Annotated in this window: 21 protein-coding genes and 1 tRNA gene; 7 read left to right on the top strand and 15 right to left on the bottom strand. The window is 70.1% G+C overall.

Going from position 1 to position 21789, the window contains the following annotated elements:
* Positions 1 to 573, bottom strand: coding sequence for an RBBP9/YdeN family alpha/beta hydrolase (locus tag ACFWBN_RS31915; RefSeq protein WP_385182618.1), 573 nt, complete (start codon positions 571 to 573; stop codon positions 1 to 3).
* A 74-nt stretch (positions 574 to 647) separates the two neighbouring features.
* Between ACFWBN_RS31915 and ACFWBN_RS31910 the strand changes: the two genes are divergently transcribed.
* A complete protein-coding gene (locus ACFWBN_RS31910; RefSeq protein WP_385182615.1) occupies positions 648 to 1253 on the top strand; it encodes a TetR/AcrR family transcriptional regulator in 606 nt (201 codons plus the stop codon).
* 4 nt (positions 1254 to 1257) lie between these two features.
* On the opposite strand, the gene ACFWBN_RS31905 is transcribed toward ACFWBN_RS31910, so the two are convergent.
* Positions 1258 to 1509 (bottom strand): EF-hand domain-containing protein, encoded by a 252-nt coding sequence (locus ACFWBN_RS31905; protein WP_385182612.1) that lies wholly within the window; start codon positions 1507 to 1509, stop codon positions 1258 to 1260.
* A gap of 63 nt (positions 1510 to 1572) precedes the next feature.
* Here ACFWBN_RS31905 and ACFWBN_RS31900 point away from each other — a divergent pair, with 63 nt between their 5' ends.
* The gene (locus tag ACFWBN_RS31900; RefSeq protein WP_385182610.1) at positions 1573 to 2028 is read left to right on the top strand and encodes a MarR family transcriptional regulator; all 456 of its coding nucleotides are present in this window, start codon (positions 1573 to 1575) and stop codon (positions 2026 to 2028) included.
* Here ACFWBN_RS31900 and ACFWBN_RS31895 read toward each other — a convergent pair.
* From ACFWBN_RS31895 to ACFWBN_RS31885, 3 genes are all read right to left on the bottom strand, one after another.
* Positions 2025 to 2555 carry a GNAT family N-acetyltransferase gene (locus ACFWBN_RS31895; protein ID WP_385182607.1) on the bottom strand — a complete coding sequence of 177 codons (531 nt, stop codon included), beginning with the start codon at positions 2553 to 2555 and terminating at the stop codon, positions 2025 to 2027. The two genes, ACFWBN_RS31900 and ACFWBN_RS31895, sit on opposite strands and share 4 nt — an antisense overlap.
* Positions 2556 to 2576: 21 nt before the next feature.
* Positions 2577 to 3317 carry a helix-turn-helix domain-containing protein gene (locus ACFWBN_RS31890; protein WP_385182604.1) on the bottom strand — a complete coding sequence of 247 codons (741 nt, stop codon included), beginning with the start codon at positions 3315 to 3317 and terminating at the stop codon, positions 2577 to 2579.
* 147 nt (positions 3318 to 3464) lie between these two features.
* A tRNA-Leu gene (locus ACFWBN_RS31885) sits at positions 3465 to 3537 on the bottom strand.
* A 99-nt stretch (positions 3538 to 3636) separates the two neighbouring features.
* On the opposite strand from ACFWBN_RS31885, the gene ACFWBN_RS31880 reads away from it, so the two are divergent.
* Positions 3637 to 4302: an ANTAR domain-containing response regulator gene (locus tag ACFWBN_RS31880; RefSeq protein WP_382642087.1), complete on the top strand. Its 666-nt coding sequence runs from the start codon at positions 3637 to 3639 to the stop codon at positions 4300 to 4302.
* A gap of 81 nt (positions 4303 to 4383) precedes the next feature.
* On the opposite strand, the gene ACFWBN_RS31875 is transcribed toward ACFWBN_RS31880, so the two are convergent.
* From ACFWBN_RS31875 to ACFWBN_RS31840, 8 genes are all read right to left on the bottom strand, one after another.
* Complete coding sequence (locus ACFWBN_RS31875) at positions 4384 to 5100, bottom strand: ABC transporter ATP-binding protein (RefSeq protein WP_385182600.1); 717 nt, start codon at positions 5098 to 5100, stop codon at positions 4384 to 4386.
* The gene (locus ACFWBN_RS31870) at positions 5097 to 6041 is read right to left on the bottom strand and encodes an ABC transporter ATP-binding protein (RefSeq protein WP_385182597.1); all 945 of its coding nucleotides are present in this window, start codon (positions 6039 to 6041) and stop codon (positions 5097 to 5099) included. The genes ACFWBN_RS31875 and ACFWBN_RS31870 overlap by 4 nt, the downstream gene beginning before the upstream one ends.
* A 5-nt stretch (positions 6042 to 6046) precedes the next feature.
* Positions 6047 to 7771, bottom strand: a complete 1725-nt coding sequence (locus ACFWBN_RS31865; RefSeq protein WP_385182702.1) for a branched-chain amino acid ABC transporter permease — start codon at positions 7769 to 7771, stop codon at positions 6047 to 6049.
* Positions 7772 to 7776: 5 nt separating this feature from the next.
* Positions 7777 to 8709 carry a branched-chain amino acid ABC transporter permease gene (locus ACFWBN_RS31860; protein ID WP_385182594.1) on the bottom strand — a complete coding sequence of 311 codons (933 nt, stop codon included), beginning with the start codon at positions 8707 to 8709 and terminating at the stop codon, positions 7777 to 7779.
* Between the two features lie 137 nt (positions 8710 to 8846).
* Positions 8847 to 10079, bottom strand: a complete 1233-nt coding sequence (locus ACFWBN_RS31855; protein ID WP_385182591.1) for a branched-chain amino acid ABC transporter substrate-binding protein — start codon at positions 10077 to 10079, stop codon at positions 8847 to 8849.
* Positions 10080 to 10632: 553 nt separating this feature from the next.
* Positions 10633 to 11043 carry a hypothetical protein gene (locus tag ACFWBN_RS31850; protein WP_385182588.1) on the bottom strand — a complete coding sequence of 137 codons (411 nt, stop codon included), beginning with the start codon at positions 11041 to 11043 and terminating at the stop codon, positions 10633 to 10635.
* A gap of 518 nt (positions 11044 to 11561) precedes the next feature.
* The gene (locus ACFWBN_RS31845; protein WP_385182586.1) at positions 11562 to 12029 is read right to left on the bottom strand and encodes a PaaI family thioesterase; all 468 of its coding nucleotides are present in this window, start codon (positions 12027 to 12029) and stop codon (positions 11562 to 11564) included.
* 53 nt (positions 12030 to 12082) lie between these two features.
* A complete protein-coding gene (locus ACFWBN_RS31840; RefSeq protein WP_385182583.1) occupies positions 12083 to 14353 on the bottom strand; it encodes an FdhF/YdeP family oxidoreductase in 2271 nt (756 codons plus the stop codon).
* Between the two features lie 115 nt (positions 14354 to 14468).
* Here ACFWBN_RS31840 and polA point away from each other — a divergent pair, with 115 nt between their 5' ends.
* Positions 14469 to 17192, top strand: a complete 2724-nt coding sequence (gene polA / locus ACFWBN_RS31835) for a DNA polymerase I (RefSeq protein WP_385182579.1) — start codon at positions 14469 to 14471, stop codon at positions 17190 to 17192.
* 34 nt (positions 17193 to 17226) lie between these two features.
* Here the strand turns inward: polA and ACFWBN_RS31830 are convergent, their stop codons facing one another.
* Entirely contained in the window at positions 17227 to 18108 is an 882-nt protein-coding gene (locus ACFWBN_RS31830) for a DUF4184 family protein (RefSeq protein ID WP_385182577.1), read from the bottom strand.
* Between the two features lie 157 nt (positions 18109 to 18265).
* Here ACFWBN_RS31830 and ACFWBN_RS31825 point away from each other — a divergent pair, with 157 nt between their 5' ends.
* The 3 genes from ACFWBN_RS31825 to ACFWBN_RS31815 all read left to right on the top strand — a co-directional run bounded on the left by ACFWBN_RS31825 (position 18266) and on the right by ACFWBN_RS31815 (position 20721).
* Positions 18266 to 19498 (top strand): lytic transglycosylase domain-containing protein, encoded by a 1233-nt coding sequence (locus ACFWBN_RS31825; RefSeq protein WP_385182574.1) that lies wholly within the window; start codon positions 18266 to 18268, stop codon positions 19496 to 19498.
* Between the two features lie 78 nt (positions 19499 to 19576).
* Positions 19577 to 19717, top strand: coding sequence for an SPW_0924 family protein (locus tag ACFWBN_RS31820; protein WP_385182571.1), 141 nt, complete (start codon positions 19577 to 19579; stop codon positions 19715 to 19717).
* A 14-nt stretch (positions 19718 to 19731) separates the two neighbouring features.
* Positions 19732 to 20721 carry a DUF3068 domain-containing protein gene (locus ACFWBN_RS31815; protein WP_385182569.1) on the top strand — a complete coding sequence of 330 codons (990 nt, stop codon included), beginning with the start codon at positions 19732 to 19734 and terminating at the stop codon, positions 20719 to 20721.
* Here the strand turns inward: ACFWBN_RS31815 and ACFWBN_RS31810 are convergent.
* Positions 20711 to 21789: ATP-dependent helicase C-terminal domain-containing protein (locus tag ACFWBN_RS31810; RefSeq protein ID WP_385182566.1), on the bottom strand; the 1079-nt coding region annotated here is incomplete at its 5' end. The two genes, ACFWBN_RS31815 and ACFWBN_RS31810, sit on opposite strands and share 11 nt — an antisense overlap.

Raw genomic sequence — 21789 nt, 5'->3', positions numbered from 1 at the left:
CTACAGCACCTCACGTATAAGACGCACCGCGTCGGGCAGCTCCAACAGGCTCTCACCCGTACTGGGGAAATGCCCGCCCGACGCGGTCACCCGCGCCGTCGCCCCCAGCTCCGACACGAACCGCATCACGTGCTCCGAGGTCTTCGCCCCGGTCACCGGGTCATCGGCCGCATGCAACACCCGGAACCCCCGCGCCGCCCCACGGATCCTCGCCCAGTCGAACTCAGACGAGAAGAACGGCGCCAGAGCGTCATAACCCACCTCGCCGGACATCGACGCCACGAACACCACCCCCGCGAACGCCCCCTCGGCCTCAGTGTCGTGCTCCTGCAGCAGACGCACCACATTCACCCCGCCCAGACTGTGTCCCACCAGCACGGTCTCACCGGCCGGAGCCCCCTCCGTCTCCGCGCGCAAACCCTTCAGCCACGCGCCCGCCTCCGGCGCGAACGGCTCCGGGAAGTCCGGCACCCGCACCTCGTGCCCCTCGCCGGAGAACTCCTGCACCACGGACCCGTACCAATGCTCGCCACTGCTCATCCCGTACCCGTGCGCGATCACGATCCTGCTCATGACTGTCCCCCACCATCTCGATCTATCGAAACGCTACGCAGCGTTTCGATTAAAGGTAGGGCTATCGTGATGACGTGTCAACCACTCCCCAGAACCCCACGCCCCGAACGGGCGGCCGCCTCCGCAACGAAGACGCCCACCAATCCGTCCTCGAAGCCACCGCAGCACTACTCGTCGAAAACGGCTACGGCGCCCTCACCATCGAAGGCGTCGCCAAACGCGCCAACGTCGCCAAAAGCACCGTCTACCGCTGGTGGAAATCCAAACCCGCCCTCGTCATGGACGCCTACGCCCACGAAACCGCCACCCGCGTCCCCGAACCCGACACCGGCACCCTCACCGGCGACCTCACCGCCTTCGTCACCGACCTCTACCGCATCGGCAACGACCCCGTCCGCACCAAAGCCCTCACCGGCCTCATGGCCGAAGCCCAACTCGACCCCGCCTTCGCCCAACCCTTCCGCGCCTGGGTCCAAACCCGCCGCGAACTCGTCACCACCCTCCTCACCCGCGCCATCACCCGCGAAGAAATCCCCGCCGACACCGACCTCGACCACGCCACCGACCTGATCTTCGGCCCCTTCTGGTACCGCCTCCTCATCGCCCACGCCCCCCTCGACCCGGCAGACGCCGAAGCCCACGTCACCACCATCCTGAACGGCCTCACGCGCCGCCCATGAGGCACTACCAGCCGAACCGCCGATCCACCACGGCCGCGAACTCCTCGAACGTCAACACCGCATCCCCGTTCGCGTCCGCCGCATCGAACAACGCCGACGAAGCGTCCACATCCCCCACACCCCAAAACGGCAGAACCCCCTGGGCAGCGAGCGTCGGCCCCTTCGACCGCAACGCCGAGATCACCTCCAGCCGGGTCAGCTCACCATCCGCGTTCAAATCCAACGCCTCGAACAGCTTCCGGGCCTTCTCACTCATCACACAGTCCCCTTCATCGAACGCCTTGACCTCAACCTGACTTCAGGTCCTACGGTCAACAACATGTCGATCAAGGAATACCCCCAAAACCAGCTCGCCGCCCAGCCCACCGGCTACTGGACCCGCGAAGCCGCCAACCTCGCCATAGGCGGCCTCCGCGCCGCCCTCGCCGAGGAGGACCTCACCCAGCCCCACTGGTGGGCCCTCAACCACATCGCCGGCGCCCCCGGAGAGTGGACCCGCGCCGCCCTCACCACGAAGCTGGCCCCCTACGACGACCAGGACACCGACTTCGAGGCCCTCTTCGCCGACCTCGAAGCCCGCGGCTGGCTCACCGAAACCGACGACACCCTGACCCTCACGGACCAGGGCGAAGCCGGCCGCCTCCGCGCCCGCGACCGCAACGCCAAGGTCCACGCCCGCATGCGGGAAGGCATCGACGACGCGGCCTACGCGGCCACCATCGACGTCCTGCGCCGCCTCGTAGCCAACCTCGGCGGCAACGGCGACCTTCCCTAACCGACCCGCCGGGCCAGCACCTGCCCCGGCCAGTCCCCGGACAGGAAACGCTCGGTCGAGGTGAAGCCGTTGCGCTCGTAGAACGCGACCAGAGCGCCCCCGCCACCCGCCCAGCAGTCCACCCGCAGCAAGCCCACCCCGGCCCGCCGGGCCTCCTCGACGGCATGGGCCAGCAGCGCCGCCCCGATGCCCAGACCCGCGTACCGCCGGTCGGACACCAGCAGCCGGACGTACCGCTCGGGTTCACCGGCCGCCGCGATCGGCATCTGCGGGCTGGGCCCGGAATCCAGCACCAGGGCTCCGACGGGTGTCCCGTCCAACTCCGCGATGTAGGGGGCGTTCTCGGTCGTGTACCGCTCGACCCGCGCCGGCCCGCCGGGCCGCTCCGAGTACGGCGTCGTGCCCCACTGCTCGGTATTGCCGCGCTGGTTCATCCAGACCACCGCGGCGTCGAGCATCCCCAGAATGCCGGCCGCGTCTTCCGGCCTGCCCGGTCTGATCCGTATGTCATAGGTGCTGTCGTTCACAGTGGCACTTTAGGCGCGGGGCTAGTACTTGGGCCCGATGTGGGCGTCCATCAGCGCGACGGATTCCTTGCGGGCGATGGACACGTTGAACGGGTCGCTGCCCCGGGCCAGGATCGTCCACCGGACGCCGACCTTGGTGAGCGTGTCGGTACAGAGCTTCCGGATGTCGTCCGACTTGTTGGTGAAGAAGTATCGCGGGTACTCGTACCGCTTCCGCTCGCCGCCGACCATCCGCGTGGTCCAGTTGATCGTCCGGCATCCGTCGGAGTGGATGAGCCCCCGGATGAACTCCCACGGGTGGGCATCGAGGATCTCCTGCTGCCAGTCGTCGAGGACGATGCGGCGCTCGTGCTTCTTGCCGGGCCCGTGCTGCGGGAACATGCATGTCCAGTGCCACGTGTACGACTTGACCTCCACGCAGCCCTGCCTGAGGCGTCGCCCCACCCTGGGCTGATGCATGACGAGGTGCATCGCTTCCTCGGCGGCGTCGATGAGCCCTGGCCGCGACGCGTCGCAGAAGATGGACAGGTGGTGCTGCTTGCGTTTCGAGATGATGTGGCCGTCACCGAGGTAGAGGCCCAAGAGGTAGGCGTACGCGCGCTGATCGAATTCCCGGCCTGTGCACCTCGGGCAATCGGTCGGCTGGAAGTAGGTCTCGCCGCGGTGTCTTCGGTCCTCGTGCCGCCACCATCCGATGGTGCCGCGCGGCACGCCGAGGTGCTCGGCCACTACCCGGTTGGTCACGCCCCGGCGTAGCAGCAAGACTGCTTCTTCACGTATCGAAGGATTGTGCTCCACACCCGGGAGCTTCGCCGTCAATCGTCCGGTTGGCCGTAAATCGAAGTTTCGTTCACCGTGACGAGTGAAGATCGCAAAATGCGCTTGGCGACCTTGGAACTAAAGGAGAAGTACCCCGGGTCGGATTCGAACCGACGCTGAATGGGTTTTGAATCCATCGCCTCTACCGCTGGGCTACCGGGGCCCCTTGGAAACGAAGGATACCTAAGACCCTCCGTGTCACAAACATACAGGAGCTAGGTAGGCTCGGGGGAGCTGAATCGCCTTGCAACAAGGAGCCCCCGTGACCGCCGAGCACGAGTCGACGCCCACGCCCGACGCCGACCAGTCGCACGTTCCGCCGCTGACGACCCGCGTCGTCATCGCCGAGGACGAGGCGCTCATCCGCCTGGACCTGAAAGAGATGCTCGAGGAGGAGGGGTACGCCGTCGTCGGCGAGGCCGGGGACGGGCAGACGGCCGTCGAGCTCGCGCGCGAGCACCGGCCCGACCTGGTCATCCTCGACGTGAAGATGCCCGTCCTGGACGGGATCTCCGCCGCCGAGAAGATCGCGGAGGAGTCCATCGCGCCGGTGCTGATGCTGACCGCGTTCTCGCAGCGCGATCTGGTCGAGCGGGCCCGTGACGCCGGGGCCATGGCGTACCTCGTGAAGCCGTTCAGCAAGAGCGACGTCGTGCCCGCCATCGAGATGGCGGTCTCCCGTTTCGCCGAGCTGAAGGCGCTGGAGAAGGAGGTCGCCGACCTCTCGCTCCGCCTGGAGACCCGCAAGCTCGTGGACCGGGCCAAGAGCATCCTGCAGACCCAGTACGGGCTCAGCGAGCCGGCCGCGTTCCGGTGGATCCAGAAGACCTCCATGGACCGCCGCATGTCCATGCAGCAGGTCGCCGAGGCGGTCATCGAGGACGCCGAGGAGAAGAAGCAGCAGCAGGACGCCGCCAAGGGCCAGTAGGGCCCCGGCCCCGGCCCCGGAACATGCGTGAGGCCCGTCTCCCCCCGAGGGGAGACGGGCCTCACGGCGTGGAGGGCGGGGTCAGTCCTCGCCGAGGTAGGCCTTGCGGACGTCCTCGTTGTGCAGGAGGTCCTGGCCGGTGCCGGAGAGCACGATCTTGCCGATCTCCATCACGTGCGCCTGGTCGGCCAGCGAGAGCGCGGCCTGGGCGTTCTGCTCGACGAGCAGGATGGTGGTGCCGGTGGCCTTGAGCTCGGCGATGGTCGCCATGATCTTCTGCATCATGAGCGGGGAGAGGCCCATGGAGGGCTCGTCGAGCATGAGCAGCTTGGGCTGGCACATGAGGGCGCGGCCCATGGCGAGCATCTGCTGCTCGCCGCCCGAGAGGGTGCCGGCGGCCTGCTTGCGGCGCTCTCCCAGGATGGGGAAGAGGTCGTAGGCGCGCTGGATGTCCTTCTCGATGCCTTCCTTGTCGCTGCGCAGGAAGGCGCCGAGCTGGAGGTTCTCGGCGATCGTCAGCCGGGGGAAGATGTGGCGTCCCTCGGGGGAGTGCGCCAGCTTCATGGAGACGATCTTGTGGGCGGGTACGCCGGCCAGCGGCTTGCCGTCGAAGGTGATGTTGCCTGCGGTGGGCTTGAGGAGCCCGGAGAGGGTGCGCAGGGTGGTCGTCTTGCCGGCGCCGTTGGTGCCGACGAGGCAGACGATTTCGCCTTCGTTGACCTCGAAGGAGATGCCCTTGACGGCTTCGATCTTGCCGTAGGCGACCTTGAGGTCTTCGACCTTGAGCAGTGCGGTCACTTGGCCTCTCCTTCCGTGCTGGTGGTGCTGGTGGTGCTGTCCGCGTCAGCGTCCGCGTCCGCGGCGGTCTCGGCCTCGACTTCGGCCTCGGCTTCCGCTTCGGCGTGGGCCTCGGCGGCTTCGACCTCGGCGACTTCTTCGTCGCCGGGGGCGCCCTCGAAGGGGGTGCCGAGGTAGGCGGCGATGACGCGTTCGTCGCCCTGGACTTCGGCGGCGGTGCCTTCGATGAGCTTTTCGCCCTGGACGAGGCAGGCCACGCGGTCGCAGAGGTTGAAGATGAAGCGCATGTCGTGCTCGATGACGAGGACGGCGATGCCCATGTCGCGGATGGCGAAGATGAGTTCTTCGGCGGCGCGGGTTTCCTGCGGGTTCATGCCGGCGGTGGGCTCGTCCAGGAGGATGAGGCCGGGGTCGCTGGCGAGGGCGCGGGCGATTTCGAGCTTGCGCTGTTCGCCGTAGGGGAGGTTCTTCGCGAGGTGTCCGGCCTTGTTCTGGAGGCCGATGAACTCGAGGAGTTCCATGGCGCGTGCTTCGCTGGCGGCTTCGGCGCGCTTGAAGCCGGGGCCGCGCAGGAGGGCGGACCAGAGGCCTTCCTTGGTGCGGGTGTGGCGTCCGACGAGGACGTTCTCCAGCACGGTCATGTTGTGGAAGAGCCGGATGTTCTGGAAGGTGCGGGCGACGCCTGCTGCGGTGACCTTGTGGGGCGTGGGCGGCAGGACGGTGCCCTTGTAGCTGACGGTGCCCTCGGTGGGGACGTACAGCCCGGTGAGGCAGTTGAAGAAGGTGGTCTTGCCGGCGCCGTTGGGGCCGATGAGGCCGACGATCTCGCCGGCGTTGACCTTGAGGTCGACGCCCTTGACGGCGGTGAGGCCGCCGAAGCGCATGGTGACGCCGCTGGCTTCGAGGACGGTGGTCGTGGTGGTGGTGTCTGTGGTGGTCATGGTGTTCACGCCCCCGCCTTGGCGGTGGCCAGGTCCGTGGGGGCCTGGTCAGTCGTCTCTTCGTCGTGGTACTCGAGCTGCGCCCGCTTGTTGGCGATGAGGCCTTCGGGGCGGAAGCGCATGAGCAGGATGAGGGCGATGCCGAAGGCGAGGAGCTGGTAGTCCTGGAGGAAGGCCAGCTTCGCCGGGATCAGGAAGAGGAGTGCGGCGCCGAGGATGGGGCCGCGGATGGTGCCCATGCCGCCGAGGATGACGGCGGCGAGGAGGAACGCGGAGTTCGGCGGGACGGGCCCGGCGAAGACGTAGTTCTCGGGGACGACCGTGCTGTTGACGTGTGCCTGGACGGTGCCGGCGAGGCCGGCGAGGGTGGCGCCGAGGGCGAAGGCGATGAGCTTGACCTTGAAGCCGTTGATGCCCATGGCTTCGGCGGCGGTCTCGTCCTCGCGGATGGCGACCCAGGCGCGGCCGATGCGGCTGTTGCCGGCGCGGGCGAAGACCAGGATGACCAGCGCCATGACGAGCAGCATCAGGAAGTAGTAGTTGGCGTAGGCGCCGAGGACGATGCCGCCGACCGTGTGGGATTCCCCGAAGTTCCACCCGAAGATTTCGAGGTGGGGGATGTTGGGGATGCCGTTGGGGCCGTTGGTGATGTCGGGGCCGGAGTCGCCGTCGAGGTTGCCCATGGCGATGCGGAAGATTTCTCCGAAGCCGAGGGTGACGATGGCGAGGTAGTCGCCGCGCAGGCGCAGGGTGGGTGCGCCGATGACCACGCCGAAGATGAGCGAGGCGAGGGCGCCGACGATCATCGCTGCCCAGAAGGGGAGGCGGACGTCGAAGGCGGAGGCGGTGCTTCCGGAGACCAGGGCGGCGGTGTAGGCGCCGACGCCGAGGAAGGCGACGTAGCCGAGGTCGAGGAGGCCGGCGAGGCCGACGACGACGTTGAGGCCGAGGGCGACGGTCGCGAAGATCAGGATGTTGACCGCGATGAGCGTGTAGGTGTCGCCGCTCTGCTGGATGAAGGGGAAGGCGATCGCGGCGGCCGCGGTCCCGATGAGGGTGACCTGGCGGTTGTTCGCGGTGATCGTGCTGAAGCGGTCCAGGAGACCGGACTTGAGCAGGGCGAAGGCCGCGAAGCCAACGATGATCAGGTAGGTGACGAAGAGCTGCGGTTCCTTGTCATCGGTGTCGATGCCGAAGGTGATGACGTAGAGGCCGAGGGCGAAGGCGCCGGTGATGATGAGGATCTCGGCCCAGGAGGGCAGCTTCTTGGCGGGGGCCGCCTTGTGGCTGTCGTCGGGGAGCTTGTACGCGGCGAGGGCCGGGATGAGCGAGCCGACGAGGGCGACGTAGGCGCCGGGTTCCAGGTGGGCGAAGCCGCCGAGGACCACGGCGATGGAGATGACCGTGAACCAGGTGCCGGCGAGGGTGCCGAGCGCGAGGATCCAGACGGGCTTGCGGGCGCCGGTGGGGGTGAGCCAGCGCAGGCCCTTGACGCCGAGCGCGGAGAGCGCGAAGGCGGCGGTCAGGAGTCCGGCGACGAGGCTGAGGGTCTGGATGGGCGCCGGGCTGCCGTAGTAGGTCAGGTCGCCGGGGAATTCGGCGGTCCAGGTCCAGGCGAGGAAGGCGCTGACGATGGTGAGGAGGCTGCCGCCGATGACCGCGTAGAGGAGTGCGGCGGGGGCGGGGCCCTGCTTGGCGACGGCGGTCTGCGGGGTGGTGTTGGTGGTCATGGTTCTCACGCCCGATCCGCGACGCGCTCGCCGAGCAGGCCTTGTGGCCGCACGAGGAGGACGACGATGAGGAGTACGAACGCCCAGACGTTGGACCAGGCTCCACCGCCGAGCTGCTGCATGCCGGGGATCTCTTCGATGTAGGCGATCGAGAGGGCCTCGGCGAGGCCGAGGACGACGCCGCCGACCATGGCGCCGTAGATGTTGCCGATGCCGCCGAGGACTGCGGCGGTGAAGGCCTTGAGGCCGAGGATGAAGCCCATCTCGAAGTTGATCTGGCCCTTGTCGAGGCCGTAGGCGACGGCGGCGACGGCGGCGAACGCGGCACCGATGGCGAAGGCCATGACGATGATGCGGTCGGTGTTGATGCCCATGAGCTTGGCGGTGTCGGGGTCCTGCGCGGTGGCCTGCATGGCGCGGCCGCTGCGGCTCTTGGAGACGAAGACGCCGAGGGCGAGCATGCAGAGCGGGGCGAGGATGAGGACGAAGAGGTCCGCGCGCTGGATCGCCAGGTTGTCGGTGATCTTGAAGGCGGCGCCCTTGAACTCGGGGAAGCTGACGGCCTTCTTGGCGTCCGGGTAGAACTGCCAGACGAGCTGCTGGAGCGCGATCGAGAGGCCGATTGCGGTGATGAGCGGGGCCAGTCGGGGGGCGCTGCGCAGGGGTCGGTACGCGAAGCGTTCGGCTGCGGTGGCGACGAGGACCGAGGCGAGCGCGCCTCCGACGATCATGACGGGTATCGCGATCAGCAGGGAGGTGCCGGTCGGGAGGATGGCGTAGGCGGTGAGCGCGCCGAAGCCGCCGATCATGAAGATCTCGCCGTGGGCGAAGTTGATGAGCTGGACGATGCCGTAGACCATGGTGTACCCGATGGCGATGAGGCCATAAAGGGCACCGAGGGCAAGGCCGTTGGCCAGCTGTTGCGGCAGTTCGTGCACCGCAGGGCCTCCGATGAGCGTGTCGGATAAGACTCCGCGCGAGGGCGCTGTTTGCGCCCTCGCGCGGCTGGTTCTTTTGAGGGGGTCAGGCCGTCGGGAAGGACCGGCCCGGGGTCCCGGCTAGCGGGACGTGGGGGCTACTGGTTGAAGGTGTCGCTCTTGACGTCGATCCACTTGCCGCCCTCGACCTTGTAGACCGTGAGCTGCTTGTTGGTGGTGTCGCCGTACTGGTCGAAGGCGACCTTGCCGGTCACGCCCTCGAAGGAGACCTTGCCGAGAGCCTCGACGACCTTGGCGCGGGCGTCGGTGGGCAGCTTGCCGCCGTTGGCGGCGACAGCGGCCTTGACGGCCTGGATGACGGCCCAGCCGGCGTCGTAGGAGTAGCCACCGTAGGCGGCGTACGGGTCCTTGTAGCCGGCGGCCTTGTAGTCCTCGATGAACTGCTTGGCCGTGGGGAGCTTCTCGACCGGGTAGCCGATGGAGGTGGAGAGGTCGCCCTCGTTGGCCTCACCGGAGGCGCTGATGAAGGCGGGGTCCTGGATGCCGTCGCCGCCCATGAGCGGGATGTTGGCGCCGGTCTTCTTGATCTGGTCGGCGAGCAGGCCGCCCTCGGGGTACTGGCCGCCGAAGTAGACGGAGTCGGCGCCGGAGGTCTTGACCTTGTCGGCGGTGGAGGAGAAGTCGGTCTCCTTCACGGTGACGTGGTCGGTGCCGACGACCTCGCCGCCGAGCTTCTTGAACTCGTCGGAGAAGATCGCGGCGAGGCCGGCGCCGTAGGTCTGCTTGTCGTCGACGACGAAGACCTTCTTCTTGCCGGCGTCCTTGAAGAGGTACTGGGCGGCGAACTTGCCCTGGACCACGTCGGTGGCGGCGGTGCGGAAGTAGGTGTCGAAGGGGCGCTTGAACTCGCCCTTGCCCCAGTTGTCGCCCTGGCTGAGCGAGGGGTTGGTGTTGGCGGGCGAGACCTGCGCCAGCTTGGCGGAGGCGAAGACGCCCTGCATCTGCTGGGCGACGCCGGAGTTCAGGGGGCCGACGACGCCGACGACGTCCTTGTTGCCGACGAGCTTGGTGGCGTTGGCCTGACCGGAGGCGGGGACCGCCTGGTCGTCGAGGGCCTCGACCTTGAACTCGATGCCGGGGACCTCGTTGTTCTTGTTGGCCGTCTTGGCCGCGAGGTCGACGGAGTTCTTGATGCCCTGGCCGAGCGCGGAGAGCGAGCCCGTGAGGGGGGCGTCCACGCCGATGACCACGACGGTCTTCTTGCCGCCGCCGTTGTCCTTGGATTCTCCGTCGCGCGAGCCGCAAGCGGTGAGGGTCAGTGCTCCCGTGGTGATCACGGTGGTGAGGACGAGCAAAGAACGGTGTCGCACGATTCTTCCTTTCCCTGGCGCGGCGCCCTCTGTCGAGGTGCCGGTAGGTCGCCGGGCCGCACTGGGAGGTCCACGGCCGTGCTGAGTCGCGCCCATCGGCGCGGTGACTGGCCGTGACTCTAGGCCCGAGGTGGCGAGCACGGGGAGCGGGGAAAGGATGATGTGACGCTCTTGTTATGCCAAGGGCAAGAATGGGTGGTGGGAGTGTGGACAGATCGGGCGTTTAGCGACGGCTGGGAATGTCCGCATCGTGAGAAATACCTGCTCCCCTAAGGGGCTTGAGGCCTCCATGCACCTGTCTTTGATCCAATTCAGCCGAATGTGGCAGCGCGTGGCCGAAAGAATCCGCCGGGTGGCCATTCCCAAGGGAAAAGGGGGATTCGATCCGGCATGTTCATTACGTAGAGTAACGAACGAGGTTGATCCAAACGGCTCGGATGGATCTTGTTCCGGTGGTCGTAGGGCCTGCCACCTGCGGTTCGTCCGTACGGTGGCATGTGGGTGGCATGTGCCCGGAAGCCGGACAGTGCGCGCGGGAATGCGGTGACCCCGGTCACGTCGGGGGGCGCCAGTTCTCGGAGCTCCCGGTCGCCCCGTTCTGCTCCGCGCAGCGCTGGGCCACGAATCGGTCGATGAGCTCAAGTGCCTTGGCCTGTCCGGCAGTTCGCTCCTCGGCGCGGCCCGCGGCGACCGCGTCCTCGTGGATCGCGTACTGCTCGTTGGAAAGACCCTTCTGCTCCCAGTCCAAACCGGACCATTTGGTTCCGAGGAGAGTCTCCTTGGCCCAGTACGAGACCAGGCTGGTGCAGACCTGGGCGGGCGAGGAGGGGCTCGGGGCGGGGCTCTCGGAAGCGGAGCGGTCGGCCTCGGGTGGTGGGGTGGAGGCTGAGCATCCGGTCAGGGCGAGCGCCGCGAGGAGGGTGGAGGCGGCGTACCGGACCGTGGAGCGTGGCGGGGTCCCCATGAGGGGAAGGTAGGCCGTCACCATCGGTGACACAACACATGCGGGCGCGCGAGGTTTCGGACTGGCGGATTCCGGGTGGGTGAGGCCGGACTAGGGCGCTCAGGGTGGGCACAATCCAGCCTCGCCGGTGTTTGAGGTGCGGTCTTTGAGCCGCACCCGGGCGCGAGGCGGGGAAATCCAGCCTCGCCGGCGTTTGAGGCGTGGGGGTCCCCCCGGACGGAGTCTGGGGGAGGGTCTGGGGCGGAGCCCCAGGTCCCGGCGGAGCCGGGCTTCCCAGCTCCGCGCAGCGGCGGGGGGTCCGCCGGGGCCGGGCGCGCGCCGAGGCACCTCCTCGGGCGCCGAACGTGGCCAGGGGTCGGAGAGTGACAGCCTTGTTGCGTTCGGCGCCCTGCGGGGGCGCCCCGGCACACACCCGGCCCCGGCGGTGCCGACTCGGGATGTGGGGCGGAGACGGGCGCAGGCCCGGGAGCCCTCGCCGAGTGGGGCGGGGTCCGGGCCTGCGGCTCGGCGGCAGGGGGTCAGGCTCCGGCCGGGGCGGCGTCGCGCAGGAGGCAGGTCAGGCGGGCGGTGCAGACGCGCCGCTCCTGCTCGTCGCTGATGACGACCTCGTAGGTGGCGGTGGAGCGGCCCCGGTGCACGGGGGTGGCGACGCCGGTGACCATGCCGGAGCGCACGCCCCGGTGGTGGGTGCAGTTCAGGTCCACGCCGACGGCGACCTTGGTGATGCCGCCGTGCATCATCGCGCCGACCGAGCCGAGGGTCTCGGCCAGCACGGCGGAGGCCCCGCCGTGCAGCAGCCCGTACGGCTGGGTGTTGCCCTCGACCGGCATCGTGGCCACGACCCGCTCGGCCGAGGCCTCCAGGATCTGTATGTCCATGCGCTGCCCGAGGGCGCCCGCCGAGAAGAGGGCGGGCAGGTCCAGGCCCAGGGCCGCGTACTCGTCGAGTACCTCCTGCGGGAACTTCACTGCGTGCTGCTCGCCCATGGGCCGGCTCCGTTCGTCAACGCTCGTTAACCATCTTGTCCTGGGTCGTTCTATCAGGCCCGTTCGAAGCGGATGACGACGGACTTGCTCGCCGGGGTGTTGCTGGTGTCCGCGGTGGAGTCGAGCGGGACCAGCACATTGGTCTCGGGGTAGTAGGCGGCGGCGCAGCCGCGGGCGGTCGGGTAGTGCACGACGCGGAAGCCGGGCGCGCGCCGCTCCACGCCGTCCTTCCACTCGCTCACCAGGTCCGTGTAGGAGCCGTCGGCCAGTCCCAGCTCGGCGGCGTCCTCGGGGTTGACCATGACCACGCGGCGGCCGCCGGTGATCCCGCGGTAGCGGTCGTCGAGGCCGTAGATCGTGGTGTTGTACTGGTCGTGGCTGCGCAGGGTCTGCAGGAGCAGCCGTCCCGCCGGGACCTTCGGGTACTCCACGGGCGCGGCGGTGAAGTTCGCCTTGCCGGTCTTGGTGGGGAAGCGGCGCTCGTCGCGCGGGGCGTGCGGGAGCTGGAAGCCGCCGGGGTGGGCGACCTTGGTGTTGAAGTCCTCGAAGCCGGGGACCACGCGGGAGATGCGATCGCGGATGGTGCCGTAGTCGCGCTCGAACTCCTCCCACGGGGTCTTCGAGGCCTCGCCGAGGACCGCGCGGGCCATGCGGGCCACGATGGCGGGCTCGGAGAGCAGGCGGGGGCCGGCGGGGGCGAGGTTGCCGCGGGAGGAGTGGACCATGCCCATGGAGTCCTCGACGGTGACGAACTGCTTGCCCGTGGCCTGGACGTCCTTGTCGGTGCGGCCGAGGGTGGGCAGGATCAGGGCGCGCCGGCCGGTGACCGCGTGGGAGCGGTTGAGCTTGGTGGAGACGTGCACGGTCAGGGAGGCGCGGCGGATCGCGGCCTCGGTGACCTCGGTGTCGGGGGTGGCGCCGACGAAATTGCCGCCCATGGCGAAGAGCACCTTGGCCCGGCCGTCGCGCAGGGCCTGGATGGAGCGGACCACGTCGAAGCCGTGCTCGCGCGGCGAGGTGATGCCGAATTCCCGGTCGAGGGCGTCGAGGAAGGCGGGGGCCGGGCGTTCGAAGATCCCCATCGTGCGGTCGCCCTGCACGTTGGAGTGGCCGCGGACGGGGCAGACGCCGGCGCCGGGGCGGCCGATGTTGCCGCGGAGCAGGAGGAGGTTGACGACCTCGCGGATGGTGGCGACGGCGTGCTTGTGCTGGGTCAGGCCCATGGCCCAGCAGACGATGGTGCGCCGCGAGGCCAGGATCATGGCCAGGGCGTGCTCGATCTCGGGGCGGGTGAGGCCGGTGGCGGTGAGGGTCTCGTCCCAGTCCGCTTCCTTGGCGGCGGCCGCGAACTCCTCGTAGCCGTGGGTGTGTTCGCGGATGAAGTCCTCGTCGGTGGCGCCGCCCGCCTCGATGACGAGCTTGTTCAGGAGGCGGAAGAGGGCCTGGTCGCCGCCGATGCGGATCTGCAGGAAGAGGTCGTTGAGGGCGGTGCCCTTGAGCATGCCGAGGGGGGTCTGCGGGTTCTTGAACCGCTCCATGCCGGCCTCGGGCAGCGGATTCACCGAGATGATCTTCGCGCCGGCGGACTTGGCCTGCTCCAGGGCGGAGAGCATGCGCGGGTGGTTGGTGCCCGGGTTCTGGCCGGCGACGATGATCAGGTCGGCCTGGTGGAGGTCTTCGAGGGAGACGCTGCCCTTGCCGATGCCGATCGTCTCGTTCAGCGCGGAGCCCGAGGACTCGTGGCACATGTTGGAGCAGTCGGGCAGGTTGTTGGTGCCGAACTCGCGGGCGAAGAGCTGGAAGAGGAACGCGGCCTCGTTGCTGGTGCGGCCGGAGGTGTAGAAGAGGGCCTCGTCGGGGGAGCCGAGGGCGCGCAGCTCCTCCGCGATGATCGCGAAGGCCCGATCCCAGCTCACGGCCTCGTACCGGTCCGCGCCCTCCGCCATGTACATGGGCTCGGTGATCCGGCCCTGCTGGCCCAGCCAGTACCCGGAGCGCGTGGCGAGGTCGGAGAGCGGGTGCGCGGCGAAGAACTCCGGGGTGACCCGGCGCAGCGTGGCCTCCTCCGCGACGGCCTTGGCGCCGTTCTCGCAGAATTCGGCGGTGTGCCGCTTGTCGCCCTCGGGCCAGGCGCAGCCGGGGCAGTCGAAGCCGTCCTTCTGGTTCACCTTGAGCAGGGTGCGGGCGGTGCGGGCCAGGCCCATCTGCTGCTGCGCGATCTTCAGGGTGTGCCCGATCGCGGGCAGCCCGGCGGCCGCGTGCTTCGGCGGCGCGACCTGCGGCGCGTCCTGAACCGGATCACCTACGGGCGGCTTGGCGGCCATGTCGCTCCCCTTTGAGCAGTCTTCGCGTACTCATGTCGTACACATCCGATCCTGTCACGCCCGGCCGACATCGCCGACGGCGGATTTGTCGGTGGGGGCGCCTAGGATCGGGGGCGTGGCAGATTCAGCATCGAAGAAGACCGACCAGACGACCGCAGCGGACCGCCCCCGCCTGATGCTCATGGACGGGCACTCCCTGGCGTACCGGGCGTTCTTCGCGCTGCCCGCGGAGAACTTCACCACCGCGACCGGCCAGCCGACGAACGCCATCTACGGCTTCGCGTCGATGCTGGCGAACACGCTGCGCGACGAGGCGCCCACGCATTTCGCGGTGGCGTTCGACGTGTCCCGCAAGACGTGGCGCTCGACGGAGTTCCCCGAGTACAAGGCGAACCGCTCCAAGACCCCCGATGAGTTCAAGGGCCAGGTCGAGCTGATCGGCGAGCTGCTCGACGCGATGCACGTGCCGCGGTTCGCGGTCGACGGCTTCGAGGCCGACGACGTGATCGCGACGCTCGCGACGCAGGCCGAGGCCCTCGGCTTCGACGTGCTGATCGTCACCGGCGACCGCGACTCCTTCCAGCTCGTCTCCGAGCACACCACCGTGCTCTACCCGACCAAGGGCGTCTCGGAGCTCACCCGCTTCACGCCGGAGAAGGTCGAGGAGAAGTACGGGCTCACCCCCCAGCAGTACCCGGACTTCGCGGCGCTGCGCGGCGACCCGTCCGACAACCTCCCCGGCATCCCGGGCGTCGGCGAGAAGACGGCGGCCAAGTGGATCACCCAGTTCGGGTCGTTCGCGGAGCTCGTGGAGCGCGCCGATGAGGTCAAGGGCAAGGCCGGGCAGAACTTCCGGGACCACCTGGAGGCCGTCAAGCTCAACCGCGTCCTGACCGAGATGGTCAAGGACGTGGAGCTGCCCAAGACCCCCGCCGACCTGGCCCGCCTGCCGTACGACCGGTCCGCGCTGACCGGTGTGCTGGACGTGCTGGAGATCCGCAACGCCTCGCTGCGCGAGCGGCTGCTGGCCGTGGACCCGGGCGCGGCCGAGGAGCCGGCCCCCGCTCCGGCGGCGGCCGGTGTGGAGCTGGACGGCTCCGTGCTGGGTGCGGGCGAGCTCGCGCCGTGGCTCGAAGCCCACGCGGGCGCGCCGCTGGGCGTGTCCACCGTCGACAGCTGGGCGCTGGGCCAGGGCAACATCAGCGAGATCGCCCTGGCCTCGGCCGCGGGCGCCGCTGCCTGGTTCGAGCCGTCCGAGCTGGACGAGGCCGACGAGCGGGCCTTCGCGGCCTGGGCGGCCGATGCGGCGAAGCCGAAGGTGGTGCACAACGCCAAGGGCCTGATGCGGGTCTTCCCCGAGCACGGCTGGAGCCTGGCGGGCGTCACCATGGACACCGCGCTCGCCGCCTACCTGGTCAAGCCGGGCCGCCGGTCCTTCGCCCTGGACGTACTGTCCAACGAGTACCTGCACCGCGAGCTCGCGCCGGCCGCGGCCGACGGGCAGCTGGCCTTCGGCGCCGACGAGACGGCCGAGGCGGAGGCGCTGATGGCGCAGGCCCGCGCGGTCCTGGACCTCGGCGAGGCCTTCACCGGGAAGCTCGCCGAGGTGGGCGCCGTCGAGCTGCTCCACGACATGGAGCTGCCGACCTCAGAGCTGCTCGCCCGGATGGAGCGGGCCGGCATCGCCGCCGACCGCGACCACCTGGAGGCCATGGAGCAGCAGTTCGCCGGAGCGGTGCAGCAGGCCGTGAAGGAGGCGCACGCGGCGGTCGGCCACGAGTTCAACCTCGGCTCGCCCAAGCAGCTCCAGGAGGTCTTCTTCGGCGAGCTGGACCTGCCGAAGACGAAGAAGACCAAGACCGGCTACACCACGGACGCGGACGCGCTGGCCTGGCTGGCCACGCAGACCGACCACGAACTCCCGGTGATCATGCTCCGCCACCGGGAGCAGGCCAAGCTGCGCGTCACCGTCGAAGGCCTGGTCAAGACCATCGCCGCCGACGGCCGGGTGCACACCAGCTTCAGCCAGACCGTCGCCGCGACCGGACGCCTGTCCTCCACCGACCCCAACCTGCAGAACGTGCCGGTGCGCACCGACGAGGGCCGCGCCATCCGCCGCGGGTTCGTCGTCGGCGAGGGCTTCGAGTCCCTCATGACGGCCGACTACAGCCAGATCGAGCTGCGCGTCATGGCCCACCTCTCCGAGGACGAGGGCCTGATCGAGGCGTTCCTGTCCGGCGAGGACCTGCACACCACCGTCGCCTCCCAGGTGTTCGGGGTGGAGCGGTCCGCCGTCGACGCCGAGATGCGCCGCAAGATCAAGGCCATGTCGTACGGGCTCGCGTACGGGCTCTCCGCCTTCGGTCTCGCACAGCAGCTGAACATCGAGCCCGCCGAGGCGCGGGGGCTGATGGAGACCTTCTTCGAGCGGTTCGGCGGGGTCCGGGACTACCTGGGCCGCGTCGTCGAGGAAGCCAGGGCCACCGGCTACACGGCGACGGTCTTCGGCCGCCGCCGGTACCTGCCCGACCTCAACAGCGACAACCGCCAGCGCCGCGAGGCCGCCGAGCGGATGGCGCTCAACGCCCCGATCCAGGGCACCGCCGCCGACATCGTCAAGGTCGCGATGCTGCGCGTGGACAAGGCGATCGTGGCGGCCGGGCTGAAGTCGCGGATGCTGCTCCAGGTCCACGACGAAATCGTGCTGGAGATCGCCCCGGGCGAGCGGAAGAAGGTGGAGGAGCTGGTGCGCCGCGAGATGGGCGCCGCCGTCGAGCTCCGGGCCCCGCTGGACGTGTCCGTGGGCGTCGGCCCCGACTGGGAGTCCGCCGCGCACTGATCCCCGCGGAAGGTTCCGTCGGCGCCCGTCCCCGCTATGCGGTGGGGACGGGCGTTCGCGTGTCCTCGTCCGCCCGCTGCCCGTCGCGGCTTCCGTCCCGGCTTCCGTTGCGGTCGCCGCGGTGCCGGAGCCGTACGAGGACCCCGTACAGCAGCAGGCCCACGCAGAGGCCGCCGCCCGCGCCAAAGCAGACCGTCGGGATGATGTCGAGCGGCGTACGGATCCGGTCGAAGAAGGTGAAGAAGCGCAGCACGCGCAGCGTGACCCCGACCGCCACGCACACCCCGACCAGGGCGAGCCCGCCCCACACCTCCGCGCGGCCGAGCACCGGCACGGACGCGGGGGCCGGTTGCGCCGGGAGCCGGCGCAGGCCGGTCACCGTGAACCAGAGCAGGACGCAGGCGGCCAGCACCGAAGTGCCGTACTGGAGGTACAAGTAGAGCGGCAGGCCGAAGGCGAGCGGCTCGCCGAGCCGCGGCAGCGCGCGCATCCCCCAGCGGTCCATGTGCGTGAAGCTGTCCCACACCACGTGCGTGAGGGAGCCGGCCACCGCGGAGAGGTAGAACCAGAGCGCGAGCGAGGGCAGTCGGCGCCGCCGCCAGTGCTCCCCGCGCACGAAGGCGTGGACACGGCCCTGCCGGGCGCGCGGCAGCAGCGCGATCAGGGGCTCGCGCAGCAGCAGCCAGCACGCCGCGAGGACCGCAGTCAGGGCGGCGTCCGCGGTCAGCACGCCGGGCAGGGAGTGCGTGAAGGTGCCGTACGGCTTGACCCTGGAGACGATCGTGGCCGCGAAGTAGAAGGTGTCCGGCGCGAACGACCCGAGGACCAGCGCGGAGGCGACCAGCGGCCCCCGGGCACGCCCGGTCCGGCGGAGGGCCGGAAGTACGGCGGCCGCATGGCTGAGTGTGAACGGCATGGTGCGTCTTGCCAATCTGAACGGGCCCGGTGGTCGACGCCAGTATGCGCGAGCCGCACAGGACGTGGGGATGTGGTGAATTCCGGACCATGATGCGTGCCCTGTGAAGGGAGTTGACGTAGGGTCGCGCGGACGTCGAGGGGGAGGGGCCCGGCTCATGTCGGCTCGAATATTCGGACGCAGGCTGCGCAGGGGCGGGGCGGCCGCCCTCGTCTCCGCGCTGGTGGTCGCCGCGGTGACCGCCTCCCAGGGGCCGGCCGCCGGCCGCACGGACCGGGTCGCGGCGGCCGGAGAGGGCAGCGCGCAGCCCCCTCCGGCGACCGCAAGCGGCGGCGACTCCTCCTACTTCACCGAACTGCCGCCCCTGGTGAGCCCCGCACCGCCGGCCGTGCTCCTGGCGACCGAGGACGCGCCGGCCGCACCGAACGCACCCGCCGGGCAGGCGGCGGCCGTGACCGGTCCGGCCACCGAACCGGCGGCGACGGGGACGGGGGCGCAGGGGATCCCGGCGAGCGTGCTCGCGGCGTACGTCGGCGCGGAGAAGACGGTGGGGAAGAGCGACCCCGGATGCGGGCTGCGCTGGCAACTCCTCGCCGCGATCGGCAAGGTCGAGTCGGGGCAGGCGGGCGGCGGCCGGGTGGACGCGGCCGGCACCACGCTGCGGCCCATCCTGGGGCCCGTGCTCGACGGCAACGGATTCGCCAACATCCCGGACACCGACGGCGGGGCGTACGACGGCGACGCCCGGTACGACCGGGCGGTGGGGCCGATGCAGTTCATCCCCTCCACCTGGGCGGCGTGGGGCCAGGACGCGGACGGCGACGGCCGGCGCAACCCGAACAACGTGCACGACGCGGCCCTCGCGGCCGGGCGCTACCTGTGCGCCGGAACCCGGAACCTGCGGCTGGACGCGGACCTGGACCGGGCCGTGCTCTCCTACAACCGGTCCACGGAGTACCTGCGGACGGTGCGGTCCTGGTTCACGTACTACCTCCAGGGGGCGCACGAGGTCCCGGACACGGGCGGTACGGGCCCGGGCGCGCTGGCGGCGACACAGCCGAAGCCGACGCCGCCCCCGACCCCGAAGCCGATCCCCACGCCGACGCCCACGCCGAAGCCGGAGCCGAGTCCTACGCCGACTCCCAGCCCGACGCCGACTCCCACCCCTACTCCTACTCCTACTCCTACTCCTACGCCGACTCCGTCGCCCACGCCCACCCCGACGCCGACTCCCACCCCCAGCCCCGAGCCGACGCCCACGGCCGGCCCGACCCGGACTCCGACCCCGGCGCCCAAGCCGTCCGCCTCACCGTCACCGGCACCGTCACCGGCACGGTCCTCCTCCGCGTCCCCCGCGCCGGAGGCGACGGGCCCGGGGGAAACCCCGTAGTCAAACGGTTCTCATCTCGCGTCCGCATTGCTACGGTGCCTCCGCCCTGACGCCCTATCAGATTCCGGAGGCACCGGCATGCGCGCATTCATCGCCGCCGCCAGCGGGCTCGTCCTCGCGGTGCTCCTCGTCCTCGCCATCACGGCGCTCGGGGCGCCCGAAGGCAAGACCTCACCCAAACCCCTGCTCACCACCGCGCCCGCCGCGCCCGGAAAGTAGAGGAGGGCCCGGCGATGCGACGCAGAGCGAGCCTTGTCCTGTTGGCACTGGCCGTCTTCTTCGCGGCCCTGGCGCCGCTGCTGCGCTGGTACGCGTACCCGCGGCTCGCCAAGATCCCGCCGAACCAGTACCAGGAAGTGGTCCTGGAGGCGAAGGACGCGACCCTCCTCGACTACTTCAACGGCATGCAGCCCAAGAAGGTCGACAAGGTCACGATCGTCCAGACCCTCAAGGGCAATGTGGAGGCGTCCAAGGAGATCGAGGCCGGCGCGGGCAAGGACGTCGTCGTCTGGGACACGCTGACGCACATCATCGACCCGGAAGGGAAGATGGTCTCCCAGATCCCCGAGCGCTACATCTTCGACGCGCACACCCAGGACCCGGTGCACGCCACCGGTGAGATGGTCGACGGCGACGCGGTCGAGCGCCAGGGCATCGAGTTCAAGTGGCCGTTCTTCACCGAGCCGCGCGACTACCTGTACTTCGACGCGCAGACCCGCACGTCCTCGCCGATCCACTACGTCGGGCCGCGCACTTTCAAGGGCATGGACGTCTACTACTTCGAGCAGACCGTCCCGTGGACCAAGGTGCCCATGCCGAAGAAGATGCCGATCGAGGGCATCGACCCGGCGACGATCGAGGCGACCACCGGCACCACCCTCTGGTACACGACGAAGGCGATGTTCTGGGTCGACCCGGTGACCGGGGCGCCCGTCAACGCCGAGCAGGAGATCCAGCAGGAGATGCGCGGCGGGATCGCGGCGGGCGGCCCCGACGGCAAGCTCACCGCCTTCGCCGGGCACGTGAAGATGCGCGAGGACTACAGCGACTACACCGTCGACCTGGTCAAGTCGAACCGTACGAAGGTCCTCGCGCTGCACACCTACGCGCCCATCGGCCTGGCGGTCGGCGGGCTGGCGCTCCTGGGGCTGGCGCTGTGGCTGGAGGCGCGCGGCCGCCGGGAGCCGGGGGCGGGAGCGGGAGCGGAGGGGCTCAGCGCCTGAGCCGGGCGTTGGTGTGGCGGGTGGGCTCGGCCGTGGCAGGGTCCTCCGGCCAGGGGTGCTTGGGGTAGCGGCCGCGCAGCTCGGCGCGGACGGCGCGGTAGCCGCCCTGCCAGAAGGACGCGAGGTCGGCCGTGACGGCGGCGGGCCGGCCGGCCGGCGACAGCAGGTGGACGAGTACGGGCACCCCCGCCACCCGCGGGGTCTCGGCCAGCCCGAACAGCTCCTGGAGCTTGACGGCGAGCACCGGCTGCCCGTGCTCGGCGGAGTAGGCCACGCGGATCCGCGATCCGCTGGGCACCTCCAGCCGCGCCGGAGCCAGCTCGTCCAGCCGGGAGGCCTCGCCGGTGGCCCAGGGCAGCAGCCGGTTCAGGGCCTGCCCGGCATCGATCCGCCCGAGGTCCGCGCGGCGCCGGGCCCTGGACAGCTCGGGCTCCAGCCAGTCGTCGGCGCGGTCCAGCAGGGCGCCGTCGTCCGCCACGTCGGGCCAGGCGCCGCCGAGCGTCCGGTGCAGGAAGCCGAGGCGGGCGCGGAGCGTCTGAGCGTCCGGGGACCAGCGCAGCAGGCCGAGCCCCTCGGTGCGCAGGCCGTCGAGCAGTGCGGCCCGTACGAGGGCCGGGTCGGGGTTGCGCAGCGGGCGGGCGGCGAGCTCGATCGCCCCGAGCCGTTCCGCTGCGCGGGCGACGAGGTCCCCGCCCTCCCAGCGCACCTCTTCCCCTTCGCTTCGCAGATGGGCGGCCGCCGCCAGGGCCGTGTCCTCGTCGATGACGGCGGCGAGCCGGATCCGCGCGGAGGCGGAGTGGGGGGCGCGATCGGCGACGGCCACGGCCAGCCAGGGCGCGCGGCGCAGCGGTGACCCGTCCGGGAGTTCGGCCGCGGTTCCGGAGGCCATGAGGAAGGCTCCCTCGCCCTTGGCCCTGCCCACCCGCTCGGGGAAAGCGAGCGCAGCGATCAGCCCGGCGACGAGGTCATCGGGTGCGGCGCCGCCGCTGGGGCTCCGCCCCAGACCCCGCGCCTCAAACGCCGGCGAGGCTGAAGATCCCGCCGGCGGGGCAGATCCAGCCCCGCCGG

This window comes from Streptomyces sp. NPDC059989, assembly GCF_042736975.1.
GTDB lineage: Bacteria > Actinomycetota > Actinomycetes > Streptomycetales > Streptomycetaceae > Streptomyces.
The sequence above is the reverse complement of the archived record's forward strand: the minus strand, read 5'-3'. Positions and strand labels throughout refer to the sequence as shown.